This is a genomic window from Planktosalinus sp. (genome assembly GCF_059864935.1).
The window spans coordinates 1-1,871 of record NZ_JCBCCK010000351.1 but is presented as its reverse complement, the minus strand read 5'-3'; the positions used below and the strand labels follow the sequence as shown (position 1 = coordinate 1,871).

Genomic DNA, 1,871 nt, shown 5'->3' with positions numbered 1-1,871 from the left:
CAATACTTCCGTATATAGAAACAATAAACGAATTACTAAAATTCCATTTATAGCCGGAACCCAGGCCGATGATAAAGGAATTCATGTCGGTTTCAACTTTTTGGTCCTGGGTCAAGCCCGGAGAGATTTCAACAGGCAATACTTCTTCAAAATCACCAAAACGGTATTTTAAAAATGGATTGAAATACAAACCCGAACCCGGATTTTCAGTTCCAAAGTAGTAATTATACCCTAATTTCATACTGCTTGTGTTGAACTTTTTGGAGCCTTCTTCACTGTAAAAATTAAAGCGGTCGTTAATCATTAATTCAACATCCACAGATTGACTGTATTCAAATAAGTATTCATAGCCAATTTCAACTGACGCAATGGCAATCACATTGGCAATGTTAAGTTTGATTTCGTTATTGGGGAACTCTTGTGCAGAAAGGTTTAAAGAAAAAATTAAAACAGCAAGTAGAAGGACCGTTTTCTTCATTGGAGTGGGTTTAGAATCTGTTTGCTAAAATAGTTATTTTTTAAATTTTTAATAGATATTTCTTCCTCTTTCGTCGGGATATAACGTCCAGACCGGGTCGCTCTGCCAAAATTCTTTAGTGTGAATATCCATTATTGTCACCGGTCCTTTGAATGCGGCTCCTGTATCAATATTCCATACCGTAGCGGCTTTTATGGGTACAGTTTTCCCAATCCTTGTGACCGGCGTGTGTCCAATATAGATTTCATCAAAAATTTTTAAACGTTCCGGATACAGGGTTTCATCGGGGTCTAAGTTTTTATCAAGTGCAAGTGCCATTTCCCAGAGGGTACGATCCCAGTAAGCAGCTGTCTCGTAATATTCATATTGTGGACCCTTGAGGTTTTGGAACCCGGCGTGAATAAACAGCTTGTTGACTTTGTCGATGTGATAACTCACCAGATTTTCAAAAAAAGGGATGTGACTTTCGGTTTCTTTTTGGGTTAACTTGTTGTAGCTTTCAATAGTGGATTGTCCGCCCTGTTGTACCCAAAGCATGGGCTTTTCGCCTTGAGCGAGCCATTTAAAACACAAATCGTCGTGATTTCCACGAATGAAAACGCATTGATTTTCATTTGAAAGCGCAATTAAAAACCCAACAGTTTCAGCACTTTCACTCCAGCCATCCACATAATCGCCCAAAAAAATAAGCCGGTCGTCAGGATTGATTTTTGCCCGGCTAAGGGCTTGTTCCAGCCCTTTAAATCCGCCGTGTATGTCGCCAATAACAAGTGTTCTCATTTAACTGTAATTTACTTTTCTTAAAATTCTCATCACTTCTTTATAGGATGAATATACTTTTTCGTTGTAGTCTTTAATGTAGGGCTTGGCTTCTTCCAATTTTTCCTTGGCATCTTCAAAATCGTTGAGGTAACACAACAAATAGGTTGCGGGTAGATTGGTGATATCCTTTGCTTCACGCGGGGTTAAGGGAATGTTCTTTTTTAGTTTTTCAATCAGGGTATTGTTGGTATTGTAAATGTGAAACAGGGTTTTTTTGTCAAATTGGGGCGGTTCAAAAATCAGGTTGCTATCGATGCTGTAAGAGCCGTTTTCGTTAAATATAATGGTCAATTCCTCAAGAGGGTAATATTTGGTGCCTGAATGCAACCCCAGCTTGACATATTCCACTATTTTGAAATAATCGTCGGTATAATCAATAGTGATTTCGTCCAAAGCCGAATAAAACAGTCTTACCTGCTCGTTGATTAACTCGATATCCACTCTGGAATAATAGGTGCTGTTTTTTACTCTTTTCGGAATTCCAGCCCAACACACCACAAAAATTTCCTTAAATACTTTGTAATGCGCCTTCAGGTTTTTGTGCCTGTTTACTACAAAATCCATCACCCCT

The 1,871-nt window shown here is 38.6% G+C and carries 3 protein-coding genes; all 3 read right to left on the bottom strand.

Going from position 1 to position 1,871, the window contains the following annotated elements:
* Positions 1 to 478: DUF3575 domain-containing protein (locus tag AC6F75_RS11135; RefSeq protein WP_500715093.1), on the bottom strand; the 478-nt coding region annotated here is incomplete at its 3' end.
* Between the two features lie 48 nt (positions 479 to 526).
* Positions 527 to 1,258 (bottom strand): metallophosphoesterase, encoded by a 732-nt coding sequence (locus tag AC6F75_RS11130; protein WP_500715092.1) that lies wholly within the window; start codon positions 1,256 to 1,258, stop codon positions 527 to 529.
* Positions 1,259 to 1,871: DUF5929 domain-containing protein (locus AC6F75_RS11125; RefSeq protein WP_500715091.1), on the bottom strand; the 613-nt coding region annotated here is incomplete at its 5' end. It abuts the gene before it with no gap.